Source organism: uncultured Methylobacterium sp. (assembly GCF_964244095.1).
Lineage (GTDB): Bacteria > Pseudomonadota > Alphaproteobacteria > Rhizobiales > Beijerinckiaceae > Methylobacterium.
In genome coordinates, this window is sequence record NZ_CAXTHR010000009.1 from 1 (window position 1) to 16282 (window position 16282).

Consider the following 16282-nt stretch of genomic DNA (forward strand, 5'->3'; position numbering starts at 1 on the left):
GCTCGTGGCCCGGCACCATCGGGATGCCCCAGCCGGAATAGACCGAGGTGCCGTGCGCCGCCTGCTCGCAGTAGATCGCCAGGCCGAGGCCGATCCGGCGCCCGTCCGGCTCGCCCGCGGCTTGGCGTGCGCGCAGCGCCGGCAGGTCGATGGCTTCGAGCGCGCGCGCCAGCGCCTGCGGGTAGTCGCCGCTGTCGAAGTGCTTGTTGGTGATGTTGTCGAACGGCATCTGCTCCGGCCGCACGAGGTTCCTCTCGCGCACCACCCAAGGCTCGATGCCGGCCTCCCGCGCCACCGCGTCGAGCACGAGTTCCAGCGCGAAGCAGACGCCGGTGCGGGCGACCCCGCGATAGGGCAGGATCGGGCACTTGTTCGTCGCCACCGACCACGTGCGGCAGCGGTAGCTCGGGAAGTCGTAGGGGCCGGGCAGGATGCTCGCGACCTGCGCCGCCTCCAGGCAGGCCGAGAACGGGTAGGCGGAATACGCGCCGGAATCGACGGTGGCCTCGCAGTCGATGCCGCGTAAGCGCCCGTCGCGCTCGGCGTAGGCGGTGATGCGGTAATGGTGCTCGCGGCAATTGGCGTTGGCGGTGAGGTGCTCGCGCCGATCCTCCAGCCAGCGCACCGGATGGCCGCAGCGCAAGCCCAGCCACGCGAGGCAGATCTCCTCGGCGAGCAGGATGCCCTTGTAGCCGAAGCCGCCGCCGACGTCGGGCGCGATGATGCGGATGCGGCCCTGCTCAATCCCGAGGCACTCGGAGAGCCCGTTGCGCACGATGTGCGGCATCTGGCTCGCGGAATGGACGACGAGCTGGTCGGCGCGGTGGTCGAGATGCACCACCGCGCCGCGGCCCTCGATCGGCGCCATGCATTGCCGCGCGGTGGAGATCGTGCGCGAGACCCGGATCGGCGCATCGAGCGCGGCGGAAAAGTTCACGTCGACCTGCGTCTCCAGGAAGACGTTGTCGCCCCAATGCTCGTGCACCAGCGCCGATCCGGCTTCGCGGGCGGCGAGCATGTCGTGGACGGCCGGAAGCTCTTCGAGGTCGAGGACGATCGAGGCCGCGATGTCCTCGGCCTCAGCCCGCGTCGGCGCGACGCAGAAGGCCAGGAGCTCGCCGACCTGCCGGACCTTGCCCGTGGCGAGCACCGGCTGCTCCGAGACCTTGAAGCCCGGCAGGCCCGAGACGGCGCGGATCGGCAGCACGCCGTCGAGGTGGGCGGCGGTGAACACCCGGCCGCGGAACGCCTCCGGCACGTGGATCGCCCGGATGCGGGCATGCGCCACCGGGCTGCGCACGAAGGCCACGTCCTGCATCCCCGGCATGCGGATGTCGCCGACATACTGGCCGCGCCCGCGCATCAGGCGGTCGTCCTCCTTGCGCGGCAGGCGGGCGCCGACCCCCTCGCCGAGGATCGGGAGACCCGTCATGCCGCGATCGCCTGCGGCAGGATCGGCGAGTCGGCATCGAAGCGCTTGCCCGCGCGCAGGCAGAAGGCCGGCTGGAGCAGGCGCTCGGCGACGACCCGCGTGTCCTCGTTGTCGCGCAGCAGGAAGCGGCCGCGATGGTCGTGCAGCACCGAGACGTCGGCGGAAAAACCGGGCGTCAGCGCGCCGATCCGGTCGGAGAGCCGGAGCATCTCGGCCGGGTGCGAGGTCACCATCGGCACGACCTGCTCCAGGGAGAGGCCCAGCGCCATCATCGAACTCATCGCCTGGGTGAGGCTGAAGCGCGCTTGGCCGAGGAAGGGGTGGTTCTCGTCGTCGTGGTGCTCGTCCGGCGTGCCGGCGGGCTTCGGCACCTCGGTGTTGTAGCCGTGCATGTCGGCGCCGAGCGTGTAGGGCATCACGCCCGCCGGCAGCGAGGCGCGTGCGACCCGGTAGGAGAAGTGGCTGCCGTGGCCGACGTCGACGCGCAGGCCCGCATCCATCGCCGCGCGGATGATCGGGTGGACGACGCCGTCCTCGTTGATGAAGCCGCCCGGGTGCCGGGTGAACGGGTGGGCGAGGAAGTCGCCGGGGCGCAGCAGCGGGATCACCCGCTCCATTATGGTGTTAGCGTCCTCGCCGTTGGCGCCGCTCTCGGGCAGGCCCCAGAGCTGGCCGAAATGCACGTAGAGCGGCAGGTCGGCGCGGCGGCTGATCTCGGCGGCCAGTTCCATCACCTTGATGCCCCAGCGGGCAAAGCCCCCGATCTCGGCGTGCCCCTTGATGCCGCGCACGAGGTCGCGGTTCTCGGTCGCCGCCTTCACCGTGGCCTCGATGTCGACGCCGTCCGGGCTGTAGAGGTTGGGGTAGAAATGCCCCTCCAGGCCGCCGACAAGGTAGGCGGAGAGGAAGGCGTAGACGCGGGTTTCGGCCTTCTCCGCGATGAAGCTGCGGAAGCCCGGCAGCGTCATGCACGAGGGACCGCCCTGGTCGATCACCGTGGTGACGCCCGAGCGCACGCCGACCATGTCCGGCGGCAGGCCGAAGCGGCCGGTCACGTACTGGTAGACGTGGGCATGGGTGTCGATCATCCCCGGCAGCACCAGCTTGCCCGATACGTCGACGACCTCGGTCGCCGCGGAGGGGATGATCGCCTCCGCCACCGATGCGATGCGCCCGTCGCGGATCGCCACGTCGCGGATGCCGTCGATGCCGGAGGCCGGGCAGATCACGCGCCCGCCGCGCAGGAGCAGGTCGAACCGGGACTCGTCCATCGGGCTTCCTCGTCGTGGTGCCGGCCGGGCCGGCGATCGGCTGCGTCGAAAAGCGAAGTATGCTTCGTAATTATCCTGAAGCAGGCTGCGTGCCACACGCAGCCATGGGAGCGGACGGCGATGGAATGCGGGCGTGCAGGCGGAAATCCGGAGCCGGCGGATGCGGACACGGCGCCGTCCTGGCCGCTCGCCGACCGGCCGGGCTTCCTGGCCCGGCGCGTTCACCAGATCCATGTCGGCCTGTTTTCCGAGCGTTGTGCCGCCTTTCGCATCACGCCGTTGCAGTACAGCCTGCTCTCGGAGTTGGTGGAGCGCGGCGAGGCCGACCAGACGACGCTGGCACACGCCGTGGCCCTCGACCGGACCACCACCACCGGCGCCCTGAAGCGCCTGGAGGCGCGCGCCCTCGTCAGCCGGACGACCTCGACCGCCGACCGGCGCGCCCAGGCGTGCCGGCCGACGCAGGCGGGCCGCGACCTGCACGCGACGATGGCCGTGGCCGCCCGCGACGCGCACGCCGCGACCGTGGCCGCCCTCGCGCCGGACGAGCGGGAGACCTTGGTGCGCTTGATGAAGAAGCTAACCACGGCCCATGCCGGGTGCCGGGACGTGGCCGACCCACAGGTCTGAACCCGGAACCGCGTTCGCACCCCACGGCTCCGCCGCGGTGCGCTGCCCGACGGGGGCTTGGAGCCCGATGCCGAACCTGAACCTCGCGGCGGTGGAACGGCACATCGCCGACGCACTGATCCGGTGCGGCCCGGCGCGTCGCTACGCCTTAGGCGGCGCGGCCTGCCTGACCGGCCGATCGCAACTGGGACGGCCCTCAGCGCAGGACGGTCGCTTGGCCGGCCTCCGCGACGGCGCCGTGCGGCGCCGGCTGGTCCGACAGGTAGATCCGGCCCCCGAGGAACAGGAGCGCCAGGGCCCAGAACACGAGGGCGGCGCGGCGCGTCTCGCGATAACCGCGGGTCTCGCCGAAGGCCTTGGCTCCGGCGGACGCGCGCGCGCAATTCATCGGCTCGCCGAAGGGATCGTAGGCCGGCACGCGTCGCTCGAACGGGGTTGTCATACTATGGAACGTCGGGTTCGGACCCATCCGGAGCAAGGGTTGCGTCTTCCGAAGATTCCGCGGCAAGGAGAGACTTCTTCTCCGCCGGCTTCCCCGCGCGGAAGTTTGTTCCGACCGCCCCGTGCCGGGGTCCGGCATCCCACGGACGAGAGGTCACGTGCCCGCAGAGCCGGCTTCGGTCGAGGCGCCGCCCAGGGCGCCGATGCAAGGTCCGTCCGCGAGGGGCAGCGTCCAGCTCTGGCCCGGCCTCCTCGTCTGCGGGGCGGTCACCGCGCTCGCGATGGGACTACAGGCGATCGAGGAGCAGGCGCTGGAGCATCCCTACGTCGAGGCGCTGGTCGTGGCGATCCTCCTCGGCGTCGCGATCCGCAGCGCCTGGACGCCGGGCGAACGGTTCCGCGGCGGCATCGCCTTCGGCGCCAAGCAGGTGCTGGAACTCGCCGTCACCCTGCTCGGGGCCTCGCTCAGCCTGGGCGCGATCGTCGCCTCCGGCCCGGCGCTGCTCGCCGGCATCGTCGCCACCGTGGCGCTGACGCTCGTAGCGAGCTACGGCCTCTGCCGCCTGCTGGCGCTTCCCGCCCGGATGGCGATCCTGGTCGCCTGCGGCAACGCGATCTGCGGCAACTCGGCCATCGCCGCCGTCGCCCCCGTCATCGGTGCCGCGGCCGGGGACGTCGCCGCCGCGATCGCCTTCACCGCGGTGCTCGGCGTGCTGATGGTGCTCGGGCTGCCGCTGTTCGTGCCGCTCGCCGGCCTCTCGGAGCACCAGTACGGGGTGCTCGCCGGGCTGACGGTCTACGCCGTGCCGCAGGTGCTCGCGGCCACCGTGCCGGTCGGGCTCGTGAGCACGCAGGTCGGCACTTTGGTCAAGCTCGTGCGCGTGCTGATGCTCGGACCGGTGGTGCTGGCCTTCTCGCTCGTCGCCCGGAGGCTGCCCCCCGAGGGCGGCGCCGCGCCGAGGCCCGGACGGTTGAGCCCGACGACGCTGGTGCCGTGGTTCATCGTCGGGTTCCTGGTGCTCGCGACCCTGCGCTCGCTCGGCCTGATCCCGGACGTTGCGGCCGGCGCGATGACGCGGCTCGCCGGCCTCCTCACCATCGTCTCGATGGCGGCGCTGGGCCTGGGCGTCGACGTGCGCGTCCTCGCCCGCGTCGGGGGCCGCGTCACCGCCGCCGTCACCGGTTCGCTCGTCGTCCTCGTCGCCATCAGCCTGCTGCTCATCCGAGGGCTCGGCATCGGCTGAGCGGGGGCACGGCCCCTTCGACGAAGCGCGGCGGGCGGGTATAGGGCGGGAGGGCCTATCGCTTGCCGGCACCATCCCCCGATCGCCAAGGACAACGACCATGCGCCTGAATGCTTCCGAACGCGGGGTCTTCCCGATCGCCCCGACGCCGTTCGACGCGGGCGGCGCAATCGATCTCGCCTCGATCGACCGGCTGACCGACTTCTATGCCGACAGCGGCGCCACCGGCCTCACCGTGCTCGGTGTGATGGGCGAGGCGCCCAAGCTCGCTCCTGATGAGGCGCTCGCCGTCGCTGGGCGCTTCATCGCGCGGGCGGGGCGGCTGCCGGTGATCGTCGGCGTCTCGGCGCCGGGATTTGCCGCGATGGCCGCGCTCGCTCGCAGCGCCATGGATGCGGGGGCGGCCGGGGTGATGATCGCGCCGCCGAACACGCTGCGCACCGACGATCAGATCGTCGCCTATTATGCTCAAGCCTCCGAGGCGATCGGCGCCGACGTGCCGTTCGTGATCCAGGACTACCCGCTGAACTTCTCCGTGGTGATGACGCCGGGCGTGATCGCCCGGATCGTCTCCGACAACCCGTCCTGCGCGATGCTCAAGCACGAGGACTGGCCGGGCCTGGAGAAGATCTCGAGCCTGCGCGGCTTCGAGGCCGAGGGGTCGATGCGGCGCATATCGATCCTGTGCGGCAACGGCGGCCTGTTCCTCGACTTCGAGTGCGAGCGCGGCGCCGACGGCGCGATGACCGGCTACGCCTTCCCGGACATGCTCGCCGACGTGGTCCGGCTGTCGGGTTCGGGCGCGCGCGAGGCCGCCCACGACCTGTTCGACGCGCACCTGCCGCTGCTGCGCTACGAGCAGCAGCCCGGCATCGGCTTGGCCGTGCGCAAGTACGTCATGGCGCGCCGCGGCCTGATCGCCTCCGACGCCCAGCGCCGGCCCGGGGCGGCGATGAGCGCCAGGGCCGTGGCGGAGGTCGAGTACCTGCTCGCGCGGCTGGCCAGGCACGATCCCCGCGCGGCGGTGCGGCCGCTCTGAGGCCCGCGCGGCGGCCCGCCGCCTCGGCGCCGGGGGCGCGCCTCAGCCCGTCACCCCGGCCGCGTGCTCGGCGATCGCCCCGGCCGTCGTGAGCCAGACCGCGTCCCGGCGGGCGGCGATGCGGGTGAGCACCGCGCGCAGCGGCCTCAGCCGGTGCGGCTGGCCGACGATGTAGGGGTGCAGCGCGATCCCCATCACCAGGGGCGCGGCGCGCGACTGCTCCAGCATCTCGTCGAAGGCGTCGCCGATCGCCTCGGCGAACTGGCGGCCGGTCTCCTTGCGGGCGACGATCGCGGGGATGTCGTTCAGCTCCTGCGGATAGGGCAGCGAGAGGATGCGCCCGCCGCCGCGGGTGGCGAACCACACCGGCTGGTCGTCGTGCGCCCAGTCGAGCAGGTAGCGGTAGCCGGCCTCGGCGAGCAGGTCGGGCGTGACCCGCGACTGCGAGATCCAGGGCCCGAGCCAGCCGGCGGGCGGCCTGCCCTCGTGCTCGGTGAGCAGGGCGGTCGCCTCGGCGATCAGTGCCCGCTCGGCCGCCTCGTCGAGGCCGCCCTGGCGCTCGGCATTGGTGCGGCCGTGGCCGACGATCTCGTCGCCGCGGGCGCGGAACGCCTCGATCAGGCCGGGGCAGTCGGCGTAGAGGCGGCTGTTGACGAGCACGCTCGCCGGGAGCGCGAGGTCGTCCAGCATCGCCTTGATCCGCCACGCGCCGACGCGGTTGCCCCAGTCGCGCCACGCGTAGTTCAGCACGTCCGGCTGCGGGCCGCCCGGCGCCAGCTCGGCGCCGAGCCCGGAGCCGAAATCGAAGGTCTCGAGGTTGAGCGCGACGTAGACCGCGAGGCGCTTTCCCTCCGGCCAGTCGTAGGGCGCCCGGTCGGGCAATGCGCTGTAGCCGTAGCGGCCGTGGCCTGTGCGTGTGTCCATGCGTCGTGACTTCCTCGTGTGGCGGACGGGTCATGCCGCCCCGAGATAGGCCGCCTCCAGGCTGGCGTTCGCCGCAAGCTCCGCTGCCGGCCCGGCGGCGGCGACGCGGCCCTGTTCCAGCACGTAGCCGCGGTCGGCCACCGTGAGGGCGAGCGCGGCCATCTGGTCGACGATGAGGATCGTCACGCCGCGGTCGCGCAGCTCCGCCGCCACCGCGTAGAGCGCGTTGATCATCGCGGGCGCGAGGCCGAGCGAGGGCTCGTCGAGGAGCAGGATGCGGGGCCGCGCCATCAGCCCGCGGGCGATGGCGAGCATCTGCTGCTCGCCGCCCGACAGCAGCCCGGCCCGGCTCGCCGCGCGCTCGCGCAAGCGCGGAAAGCGGTCGAGCAGCGCCTCGATCTCGGCCGGATCGATCGTTTCCGCGCGGCCGTGGGCGCCGAGCCGCAGGTTCTCGACGACGCTGAGTTCGGGAAACACCTGCCGCCCCTCCGGCACCAGGGCGAGGCCGCGCCGCGCGATCGCGTGCGCGGGAAGGCTCGCGACCGCGCGGCCCTCCAGCGCGATCGAGCCCGCGACCGGGCGGAGCAGCCCCGCGAGCGCCCGCATCGCGGTGGACTTGCCCGCCCCGTTGGCGCCGAGCAGCGCCACGGTCTCGCCCGGCCGCACGTCGAGGGAGACGCGGTCGAGCACCGGCGCGGCGCCGTAGCCGGCGGTGAGCGCGCGCGCCGAGAGCACGGCGTCCGCGGGCCCGCTCCACGGGTGCGCGCGGGGCCGCGCCGGCGTGTCGGCGCCGCCGAGATAGGCGCGCAGCACCGCCGGGTCGTGCCGGATCGCGGCCGGCGGGCCGGCGGCGATCGGCCGGCCGGCATCCATCACCAGGACGTGGTCGGACACCGCCATCACCAGCGGCATGTCGTGCTCGACCAGCACCACCGCGACGCCGCAGGCCGCGATCCTGCGCAGGAGGCCCCCGAGGCGGTCGGTGTCGGCGCGGGTGAGGCCGGCGGCCGGCTCGTCGAGGAGCAGCACGCGCGGTCGGCCGGCCAGCGCCCGCGCGATCTCGACGAGGCGCCGGTCGACATGGGGCAGTTCGCCCGCCGGCCGGTCGAGGGCGCCGGCATATCCGGTGAACGCCAGCAGGGCGGCGGCCGTCGCGCGGTCGTCCCGTCCGGCCCGGCGCAGCAGGCGGCCGGGGGCGAAGGCGAGCGCCACGTTGTCGGCGACACTGAGCGAGCCGAACAGCCGCGTGGTCTGGTAGGTGCGCGCGATGCCCGCCCGCGCGATCCGCTCGGCCGGTGCGCCGGCGAGGTCGCGGGTGCCGAGGCGGACCGTGCCCGCCTGCGGGCCGTAGAAGCCCGAGATCATGTTGAGCACCGTGGTCTTGCCGGCGCCGTTCGGGCCGATCACGCTGGTGACCGCGCCGCAGGCCGCCGTGAACGACACGCCTTCCGCCGCGCGGATGCCGCCGAAGGCGATGCCGAGGCCCTCGACCACGAGGGCCTCGCGCCGGCCCTCGCCGGGGAAGGCTGCAAGGAAGGCGGCAAGGAACGCGGCGGGGTCCGCGTCTCCGGCGGGACGCACGTCAGGCCGGCCCGGCATCAGCCGCGACAGGCTGCCGACGAGGCCCGCGGGCACGAGCCGGAGCACGACCAGCGTCGCGAGGCCGAAGAACAGCAGCCGGTACTCGGCAAGCCCCGACAGGGTCTCGGGCAGCAGCACCGTGACCAGCGCCCCGAACAGCGGCCCGAGCACCGTGCCGGCGCCGCCGACCACGACGGCGAGCACGAACAGGATCGACTGCGAGAACGGGAACGAACTCGGCGCGATGAACAGCATCAGCGGCGGCAGCACGGCACCGGCGAGCCCCGTGAGGGCTGCCGAGATCGCAAATGCCAGGGTCTTCACCTGCACCGGGTCGAAGCCGAGGGAGGCGGCGGCGATGTCGGCGTCGCGCACCGCCCGCATCGCCCGGCCGAGGCGGCTCTGCGCAAGGCGGTGGAAGCCGTAGAGGCTTACCCCGGCGCCCAGCACCGCCAGGATCGCCAGCTCGCGCTCTGCGAAGGGACGCCCGAACAGGCTCGGACCCGCGGTGACGACGAGGCCGTTCTGGCCGCCGGTCAGCGCGCCGCCCTCGATCAGCGCGTGCTCGACGACGAAGCCGAAGGCGATCGTCACCATGGCGAGATACGGCCCCTTCACCCGCATCGCCGGCACCGCCAGGAGCACGCCGACCAGCGCCGAGAGCAGCCCGGCCGCCGGCAGCGCCAGCCAGAAGCTCAGGCCGGCGCCGGTGAGGATCGCGCTCGCGTAGGCGCCGATCGCGGTGAAGCCGGCATGGCCGAAGGAGATCAGCCCGGTCAGCCCCAGCAGCACGTTGAGGCCGACGCCGCCGATCGTGGTGAGCGCCACCAGCGCGATGACGAAGTGGGCGTAGCCGGAACTCGCCGCGATCAGCCCGAGGCCCGACGCGGTGAGCGCGGCGACGGCGAGCGGCATCGCCGCCGGATGGTGCAGGCGCCCCATCTCAGACCTTGTCGACGGCGCGCCGCCCGAACAGGCCGTCCGGCCGCAGCGCCAGCGCCAGGATGATGCCCGAGAACACCGCGAGCTGCGTGTAGGACGAGCCGAGCGTCGCGGTGACGGTGGCCTCGACGAGGCCGTAGACGAGCCCCGCCACGACGACGCCGGTGGCCGAGCCGATGCCGCCGAGGATCGCCACGGCGAAGGCCTTGAGGCCGAACAGCGCGCCCATCTCGGCCGAGACCGAGAACAGCGGCGCGATGAGCAGGCCGGCGATGCCCGCGAGCAGAGCCGAGAGCGCGAAGGCGCAGGCCACCACACGCCGCACGTCGATGCCCATCAGGCGCGCCGCGTCCGCGTTCTGCGCCACCGCCAGCAGCACCCGCCCGAGATCGGTCCTCCGGAACACCGTGCGGATCGCGACGGCGACGGCGAGCCCGACCACGGGGATGACGAGCTGGAGCGGGTAGACCCCGGCGCCGAGGATCTGCACCGGCGCCACGGCGAGCGGCGAGGGCAGGCTGCGCGGCTCCTTGCCGAAGGTGAACAGCACCGCGTTGTCGAGGACGATGCCGCCGGCGACCGTGGCGAGCAGCCACGCATCCGAGCCGCGCTCGACGAAGGGCCGCACCAGCAGCCGCTCGACGACGAGCCCGAGCAGCGCGCAGCCCGTGAGCGCGGCGAGGATCGCCAGCGGCATCGGCCAGCCCAGGCTCACGCCGAGCCAGTAGCCGAGCACGGCGCCGAGCGTCACGGCCGAGCCCTGCGCGAAGTTCACCGTGCCCGACACCGCGTAGGTGACGTGGAAGCCCAGCGCGATCAGCCCGTACATGCTGCCCAGCCCGAGGCCGGTGACGAGGGTTCCGGTCAGCACGCGAGGAGGATCAGTTCGTCACCGCGACGATCTCGCCGTCCTTGAAGCGGGTGAACACGTAGTCCTGCGGGCCGAGCGCGTCGTGCCGGCCGGGGGCGAACGGCTTGTCGTAGGTCTTGATCAGGCCGGGATAGGTGGCGACCTTGTAGAAGCCGTCGCGCACCTCCGGGCCCGTGGTCGCGTTGGCGGCCTTGATCGCCAGCGCCAGCAGGTGCGTGGCGTCGTAGGCGTTGGCGATGCCGACCGCGGGCGTCACGTCCGCCATCGAGCGGATCGCCGGGTACTTCCGCTTCAGCGCGTCGAGCACCGCGAGCGCCTTCGGCGCGGCGTTGCCGGCGAACGTGAAGGTCTGGATGAAGTGGACCTTGCCCGCGCTCGGGCCGGCGAGCTCGTCGAAGCGCCCGCCCGCCGGGCCCCAATGCGAGACCACCGGCACCGCCCAGCCCATGCGGTCGAGCGACTTCACCACCTGCGCCGAGGGGCCGACATTGCCGACGAGGAACAGGGTGTCGGCGCCGGCCTCCTTCAGGCGGGTGAGCTGGGGCACCATGTCCACGTCGGCGGCCTCGTACTTCTCGATGCCGGCGCTGGGCAGGTCGGCGGCCTTCAGCGCCGCGGTCAGGCCCTGCTGGTTGGATTCGCCCCAGGCGTTGTTGACCAGGATCATCCCCGGCTTCTTGGCCGCGTAGGTCCGGGTCGCGTAGGCGACGAGCGCCTCGTCCACCAGCGCGTCCACGGCCGAGACGCGGAAGGCGTAGTTGTCGGCGGCGCCGTTGCGGGTGATGCCGGTGCCGGCCGCCCACGGCCCGAGGAACGGCACCTTCATCTGGTTGGCGATCGGCACGATGGCCATCGAGACCGGCGTGTCGAGGCCGCCGATCACCGCGACGACGCCGACGCGCTGGATCAGCTCGCGCGCCGCGAGCACGCCCTTCGACGGGTTGGCCTCGTCGTCCCGCGCCACCAGCTCCAGCGGGCGCCCGAGCACGCCGCCGGCCGCGTTGATCTCGTCGATCGCCAGCCCGATGCCGCGGGAGATCGCCTCGCCGGATTTCGCCGACTGGCCGCTCAGCGCGGTGACGAGGCCGATCCTCACGGGCTCCACCGCCTGCGCACCGGGCAGCGTCGAGACGAGCAGGGCCGCAGCCAGCGCCAGGCGGCGGGTCAGGGCGGGCGTGGGGCGCATGCGCATGGACGGTCTCCGGCGGGATGCGCCAGGGCCAGCAACCCATGTGCCACGACGGCCGCGTCAGAAACGCACCGGTCCCGTGCGGATGACGCGGGTGCGCTGCCTCGATTTCCGCCAGGCCGCGTACACTTCTTGCACGCCACCACGGCCCTGCCGCCGTTAGGGTCGGCTTGAGGAGGCGATGCCGCGATGACCGACCCGACCCCCCGAGCGATCGACGCCACGGCGGCGCGCGACGCGGCGACCGTCACCGCCTATCTCGAAGCCTCGATGGTGCCCGATCCCGAGCGGGCGGCCGGCTACATGGCGCCGGGGATCATGATCATGTTCACCGGCGCGCGCAGCTTCCACCACCCACGCGAGGTCACGGCCTTCAATGCCGGGCGCTACGCCTGGGTGAAGAAGCGCATGGAGCGCCTCGACGTGGTGCCGGGCGACGGGCTCACCACGGTCTACAGCCTCGGGACGCTGTACGGCGCGTGGCCCGACGGCACGCCGTTCGCGGACAACCGCTACGTCGACCGCTTCACCGTCCGCGACGGGCTGATCGTGACCATGGAGGTCTGGAACGACAGCGCCGAGCGGCTGCTCGCCCGGCACGGGATCACGGCCTGATCGCCGGCCGGGACACGGGAGCGGCAGGCGACCCTGTCGCGCAGGGGGCGAGAGAAACGCGCGGCGCGGTCCATCAGCCTTCGGTCCCGCCGAGCACCAGCCGCAGCGAGCGCGCGAGTTCGTCCCGGCGGTAGGGCTTGCTCAGGACGGGAAGCTCGCCGCGGCCGATGACCTGACCCTCGTCGAGGTTGGCGACGTAGCCCGAGGTGAGCAGCACCTTCAGGCCGGGGCGCAGGCGCTGCGCCTCGACCGCGAGTTGCGAGCCGTTCATGCCGCCCGGCATCATCACGTCGGAGAACAGGATGTCGATGCGCGCGACGTCCTTGAGCTGGGCCAGCGCCTCGGCGGCGTTGCGCGCGACGACGACCTTGTAGCGAAGCTCCTCCAGGCTCTCCACCGCCATGCCGAGCACCTGCTCGTCGTCCTCGACCAGTAGGACGGTCTCGCCCTCGCTCGCCCGGCGCAAGGGGAGCACGGCGCTCGGTCCCGTGCCGGTCTCCTCGCCGGCAGGATCGGCCGAGCGGGGGAGGCGAAGGCGGAACGTGGTGCCGGCATCGACCTCCGATTCGATGGCGACGAAGCCGCCGGCGCTCCGGGTGAAGCCGTAGACCTGGCTGAGGCCGAGGCCGGTGCCCTTGCCGACCTCCTTGGTGGTGAAGAACGGCTCGAACACCCGCGACAGCAACTCCGGCGCGATGCCTTTGCCGGTGTCGGACACCGAGATCTCGACATAGGCGCCCGGCGCGACGCCTCGGTCGGCGACGGCTGCCGTGTCGAGGCGGACGTTGCGGCTGCGGACCTCAATGCGCGCGCCGCGTGCGCCGGCCTCCATCGCGTCGCGCGCGTTGACGATCAGGTTCAGGACCGCGGCCTCGAACTGGGCCGGGTCGATCCGGATCGGGTCCAGCGTCGGGTCGAGGTCGAAGGCCAGTTCGACGGCGCCGCCGGCCGCGCGCTCGGCGAGCGGCTTGAAGTCGATGAGCAGGCGGTTTGGGTTGAGCGTCTGGGGCCGCAGCATCTGCCGCCGCGAGAAGGCGAGCAACTGCTGGGTGAGCTGCTCGCCGCGCCGCGCCGCGGTCATCGCGGCCTCCGCGAGACGCTTGACCCGCTCGACGTTGTCCGGCTTGCGGATCATCATGTCGAGACCGCCGACGATGACGGTGAGCAGGTTGTTGAAGTCGTGCGCGACGCCGCCGGTGAGCTGGCCGATGGCCTCCATCTTCTGGGCCTGCCGCAGCGCCTCCTCGGTGTTGCGCTGGTCGGTCCGGTCGAGGACGATGCCCGCCATGCGGACGGGCTCGCCGTCGCCGCGATACTCCGCCCGGCCCTTGGCCGCGATCCAGCGGATTGCCCCGTCCGGCCGCGCGATGCGGCACTCCAGGTCGAGCGTGCCGACCTCCAGCGCCTTGGCGAAGGCCGCCGCGACCGCCGGCCGATCCTCCGGGACGGTGTGCGTCAGGAAGTCATGCCGTCCCCATGCCGGGACCGGCGCGTCGTAACCGAAGATGGCGTCGTGACGGCGGGAGCGGCGCGCGGTGTCGTGGACGAGATCGAGGTCCCAGGAGCCCATCCCGGCGCAATCGAGGGCGAAGGCGAGGGTCTCGCGGGCCGACTCGACCTCACGAGTGCGTTCCTCGACCCGCCGCTCGAGGGTCTCGTTGGCGATACGGAGGCGGGCCTGGGCCTGCTCGCGTTCGAGGATGTGTTCGCGCGCCTGGTATTGCCGCCGCCGCACCCGGAGGGCCGAGGCGACGGCACTGGCCAGGGTCTCGGCGTTGATGGGGCGCTCCAGGAGGACGACGTTGCCGAGGCGCGCGATCGTCGCGGCGGCCCGCGCCGGGCGCCGTCCGGCCTGACGCGTCGCGAGCAGGATGAAGGGGAAGTCCGACCACGGCGGCTGGCGGTCGAGCCACGCATCCAGCGCCGCCGCTTCCACGTCGAGGAGTGCCTCCTCCGTCACGATCGCTGCGCCCGCCGCCTCGCGCAGGCGCGTCAGCCAAGTCGCAGGATCGGCGCAGACGGCGACGGCGGTGCCGGACCTGGCGAGCAGGTGCTCGATGACGCCGGCGTCGCGCCCGCGCGGCGCGAGGATCAGGACGCGGCTCTCGTCCGCCGCGGATGCGATCATTCCGGCGTCCCGTCGGCGGCGGGCGCGTCGTTCAGCATCGCGACCTTCCCGTCGTAGCTGGGCAGGCCGCTGAGCACGCCCTGGAAGCCGGCCAGTGCCTCGCCGACCTGGAGGCCGCCGGCGAAGAGCTTGAGTTCGCGGATGGTGCGCTCGTGGGCGTTGATCCGGCTCTTCACCACCGAGAGCGCGGTGCGGACCTCGCCTTTCGCCTCGAAGTACCGGAACAGCAGGATGCCGTCGCTGAGGTAGCTGAGATCGATGTCGGACCTCACGTCGCCGATCACTCCGTGCTGGCCGAGGACGAGGAGCGTCGTGGCGCCCTTCTGGTTCAGGTAGCTCAGCAACTCGTGCATCTGCAGTACGAGGTACTGCTCCCCCGGCATCGCGTGGATGTAGGCGTTCAGGCTGTCCAGGATGAGGAAGGTCGAGCCGTGCTCCTCGACCGCCGCGCGGACCCTGGAGGAGAATTCGCCCGGCGCGAGTTCGGCCGGATCGACCTGGAGGAGGGTGAGGCTGCCGTTCTCCAGGTGCGGATGCAGGTTCATGCCGAGCATCGCCGCCCGGGCGAGCATCGTCGCGCTGCCCTCGTCGAACAGGAAGTAGGTCGCCTTCTCGCCCCGCTCCAGGGCCGCGAGCATGCAGCGGATCGCGGTCGTGGTCTTGCCGACGCCGGACGGCCCCATGAGCAGGGTGTTGGTTCCGCGCACCAAGCCGCCGCCGAGCAGGAGGTCGAGCTCGGCCGAGCCGGTCGACGCGGCGGTGGGGTCGAAGTCGGTGCCGTGCTCGGCCGCGACGAGGCGCGGGAAGACGGTGAGGCCGCCGGTGTCGAGGATGAAGTCGTGGTAGCCGCCCCGGACCTTGACGCCGCGCATCTTCAGGATGCGCAGCCGGCGGCGCTCGGCGCCGAACGCACGCTGGGTCTGCTCCAGCAGAACGACGCCGTGAGCGATGCTGTGGAGTTGGACGTCGGACGTGCCGTCGTCGAGCAGCAGCACCGTGCAGCGGCGGGCCGAGAAGAACTGCTTCAGCGCCAGGATCTGGCGCCGGTAGCGCAGCGGGTTCTGGGCGAGGAGCCGGAGTTCGGAGAGGCTGTCGAACACGACGCGCACGGGATTCAGCGCGTCGACCCGCTCCATCACCTCCCTGACCGTCTCGCCGAGCTCGACCTCGGAGGGATGCAGCACCGACTGCTCGCTGTCCGGGTCGAGGCCGAGCTCGTTGACGAGTTCGTAGATCTCGATGTCGTCCAGGGACCAGCCGTGGGAGGCCGCCGCCGCCCGGAGTTCGTCCGAGCTTTCCGAGAGCGTGACGTAGAGGCCCGTCTCACCCCGGGCGACCCCGTCGAGCAGGAATTGCAGCGCCAGCGTGGTCTTGCCGGTGCCGGGCGTCCCTTCCAGCAGATAAAGTCTTTCCCGCGTGAGGCCGCCGGCCAGGATATCGTCCAGGCCGGCGATGCCCGTCGATACGGAGGTCCGACGGAAGGAAACGGCGCTCGGTCGTGCGTCAGGAGGCATGGGCACCAGGATTCGAAGGCGGGCATCCGGGCGGCCGGGCGCCCTGGGGTCGGCCCAAAAGGGGGTACCGAGGGAAATCGTCACGGCTCAACGTAGGACGGCCGGACAAGGGTCCAAGCGATCCCGGCGATTGTCGGCGTGTCCGGATCACGCAATCCCGCGCGGTCCAGGGCTGCGGGCATTCGGCAAAAGCCGGATTTCCTTCGCGTGTCGTGCCGGGTTTCCGCTTTCTTAGCGGGCCGTCGTCTAAGCATCATTGCGCGAAGTGGCCGCCGGTTCGCGCCAAAGAAACGATGCGGCACCAAAGAGATCGAAGCAGGCATTCGTGAGCGAAGCCACGAATGCCTGCTTGGTCCTGCGGCGGCGCCCGGCAGGTCGGCGACGTCGCCACGGTCCCATCCGCGGCCGGGCACGGCAGGCTTCGAACCGGATCGTCCTTCGGCGACCGCAGGGTGAGGGAG

General features: G+C 72.4%; 13 protein-coding genes. 4 read left to right on the forward strand and 9 right to left on the reverse strand.

The window, feature by feature from the left end; all coding sequences use genetic code 11:
• Together ACFE86_RS02850 and ACFE86_RS02855 are read right to left on the reverse strand one after the other, a co-directional pair.
• Window positions 1-1432, reverse strand: a 1432-nt coding sequence (locus ACFE86_RS02850) for a xanthine dehydrogenase family protein molybdopterin-binding subunit (RefSeq protein ID WP_375453820.1), incomplete at its 3' end; no start/stop codon positions are given.
• Window positions 1429-2703: an amidohydrolase/deacetylase family metallohydrolase gene (locus ACFE86_RS02855; protein WP_375453821.1), complete on the reverse strand. Its 1275-nt coding sequence runs from the start codon at window positions 2701-2703 to the stop codon at window positions 1429-1431. The genes ACFE86_RS02855 and ACFE86_RS02850, both read right to left, overlap by 4 nt.
• 120 nt (window positions 2704-2823) lie before the next feature.
• Here ACFE86_RS02855 and ACFE86_RS02860 point away from each other — a divergent pair, with 120 nt between their 5' ends.
• Entirely contained in the window at window positions 2824-3333 is a 510-nt protein-coding gene (locus ACFE86_RS02860) for a MarR family winged helix-turn-helix transcriptional regulator (RefSeq protein WP_375453822.1), read from the forward strand.
• Between the two features lie 196 nt (window positions 3334-3529).
• Here the strand turns inward: ACFE86_RS02860 and ACFE86_RS02865 are convergent, their stop codons facing one another.
• On the reverse strand, window positions 3530-3775 hold the full coding sequence (locus tag ACFE86_RS02865; RefSeq protein ID WP_375453823.1) for a hypothetical protein: 246 nt from the start codon (window positions 3773-3775) through the stop codon (window positions 3530-3532).
• 202 nt (window positions 3776-3977) lie between these two features.
• Here ACFE86_RS02865 and ACFE86_RS02870 point away from each other — a divergent pair, with 202 nt between their 5' ends.
• Complete coding sequence (locus ACFE86_RS02870) at window positions 3978-5018, forward strand: YeiH family protein (RefSeq protein ID WP_375453861.1); 1041 nt, start codon at window positions 3978-3980, stop codon at window positions 5016-5018.
• A 100-nt stretch (window positions 5019-5118) separates the two neighbouring features.
• Complete coding sequence (locus ACFE86_RS02875; RefSeq protein ID WP_375453824.1) at window positions 5119-6057, forward strand: dihydrodipicolinate synthase family protein; 939 nt, start codon at window positions 5119-5121, stop codon at window positions 6055-6057.
• A 42-nt stretch (window positions 6058-6099) separates the two neighbouring features.
• Here the strand turns inward: ACFE86_RS02875 and ACFE86_RS02880 are convergent, their stop codons facing one another.
• Genes ACFE86_RS02880 through ACFE86_RS02895 form a run of 4 tightly spaced genes read right to left on the reverse strand, consistent with a single transcriptional unit; the run spans window position 6100 to window position 11567 of the window.
• Window positions 6100-6981, reverse strand: a complete 882-nt coding sequence (locus tag ACFE86_RS02880; protein ID WP_375453825.1) for a polysaccharide deacetylase family protein — start codon at window positions 6979-6981, stop codon at window positions 6100-6102.
• 30 nt (window positions 6982-7011) lie between these two features.
• Window positions 7012-9504, reverse strand: a complete 2493-nt coding sequence (locus ACFE86_RS02885; protein ID WP_375453826.1) for an ATP-binding cassette domain-containing protein — start codon at window positions 9502-9504, stop codon at window positions 7012-7014.
• Between the two features lies 1 nt (window position 9505).
• The gene (locus ACFE86_RS02890) at window positions 9506-10375 is read right to left on the reverse strand and encodes a branched-chain amino acid ABC transporter permease (RefSeq protein ID WP_375453827.1); all 870 of its coding nucleotides are present in this window, start codon (window positions 10373-10375) and stop codon (window positions 9506-9508) included.
• Between the two features lie 10 nt (window positions 10376-10385).
• The gene (locus ACFE86_RS02895; protein ID WP_375453828.1) at window positions 10386-11567 is read right to left on the reverse strand and encodes an ABC transporter substrate-binding protein; all 1182 of its coding nucleotides are present in this window, start codon (window positions 11565-11567) and stop codon (window positions 10386-10388) included.
• Between the two features lie 186 nt (window positions 11568-11753).
• On the opposite strand from ACFE86_RS02895, the gene ACFE86_RS02900 reads away from it, so the two are divergent.
• Window positions 11754-12179: a nuclear transport factor 2 family protein gene (locus ACFE86_RS02900; RefSeq protein WP_375453829.1), complete on the forward strand. Its 426-nt coding sequence runs from the start codon at window positions 11754-11756 to the stop codon at window positions 12177-12179.
• A 73-nt stretch (window positions 12180-12252) separates the two neighbouring features.
• Here ACFE86_RS02900 and ACFE86_RS02905 read toward each other — a convergent pair whose 3' ends face one another.
• Window positions 12253-14307, reverse strand: coding sequence for an ATP-binding protein (locus ACFE86_RS02905; RefSeq protein ID WP_375453830.1), 2055 nt, complete (start codon window positions 14305-14307; stop codon window positions 12253-12255).
• Window positions 14304-15821: an ATPase domain-containing protein gene (locus tag ACFE86_RS02910; protein ID WP_375453831.1), complete on the reverse strand. Its 1518-nt coding sequence runs from the start codon at window positions 15819-15821 to the stop codon at window positions 14304-14306. Before ACFE86_RS02910 ends, ACFE86_RS02905 begins: the two co-directional genes overlap by 4 nt.
• Window positions 15822-16282: the final 461 nt, after the last annotated feature.